Genomic DNA, 1,127 nt, shown 5'->3' with positions numbered 1-1,127 from the left:
GACGAGTCTGCCTGATTCGCCGAAATATGAATCGATTTCTGCCAAAAAGAGGTCGGTGTGGGAGAATGTAAAAAGCGTCTGGGCAAGACAGTATATACGGCCGACCGTGATGCTGTCGATCGTTTGGTTCTGTGTGGTGTTTTCTTATTACGGGATGTTCCTATGGCTGCCGAGTGTCATGCTGCTGAAAGGCTTCAGCATGATTCAAAGCTTTGAATATGTCCTGCTGATGACGCTTGCTCAGCTACCGGGCTATTTCTCTGCCGCATGGCTGATTGAAAAAGCGGGCCGGAAGTGGATACTTGTCATTTACTTGATTGGCACAGCAGGAAGCGCCTATTTCTTCGGAACGGCGGATTCCTTAAGTCTTCTGCTTACGGCTGGGATGCTGTTATCGTTTTTCAACCTCGGTGCATGGGGCGTGCTGTATGCGTATACCCCGGAGCAATACCCGACTGCGATTCGAGCAACAGGTTCAGGAACGACAGCAGCGTTTGGAAGAATCGGCGGCATCTTCGGGCCTTTGCTCGTCGGAACGCTCGCAGCCCGTCATTTTTCGTTTTCGGTCATCTTTTCAATCTTTTGCATTGCAATCTTACTCGCGGTTGCTTGTATTTTGATTATGGGGAAAGAAACGAAACAAACTGAGCTAGAATAGGAAAAGCACCTCTTAAAAGAGGTGCTTTCAGCGTGTCGACAAACCCTCGCATTCGTTGTCAGGACTGGGCTTCGGTGCTCAATGCGAAGTGGATCAACGGCTAAATTCTCAGGCGTCCTGCCTAAACGCCGTCGTCATCACATCCTGTGAATGTCCGCTCCTATGCTCGTCCTTCCTAGACTTCAAGGTTTTCAATCACGCTGAAAAGATGACAAAATCCTAAAATGAAAACCATTTTAGGATTTTGTCAACAATCTGAGGCACCTCTTGAATGAGGTGCTTTTTTTACATTTGCGCCCGGGCTGCGGATTGGCGTTTCCCGGATGTTTGATAGAGCGTCATAGAAAGTATGAATAGTATGGCAGTAAATCCTGTGACAGCTCCGAAATGCTGTGTGCTTTGATATAAAAAACCTGCAATACTTGTACCGACAGTGGTTCCGGCATACATAGCGGCATTGGAAAGGGAA

At 47.8% G+C, this 1,127-nt stretch carries 2 pseudogenes; one reads left to right on the top strand and one right to left on the bottom strand.

Features of this window, described 5'->3' with window-relative positions:
* A pseudogene (gene niaP, locus ACWHAR_RS22615) lies at window positions 1–658 on the top strand (niacin permease NiaP); the annotation flags it as partial.
* A gap of 285 nt (window positions 659–943) precedes the next feature.
* Here niaP and ACWHAR_RS22610 read toward each other — a convergent pair.
* Window positions 944–1,127, bottom strand: a pseudogene (locus ACWHAR_RS22610) (MFS transporter); the annotation flags it as partial.

The sequence above is a fragment of the Bacillus sp. LR--39 genome (genome assembly GCF_053613335.1).
The sequence above is the reverse complement of the archived record's forward strand: the minus strand, read 5'-3'. Positions and strand labels throughout refer to the sequence as shown.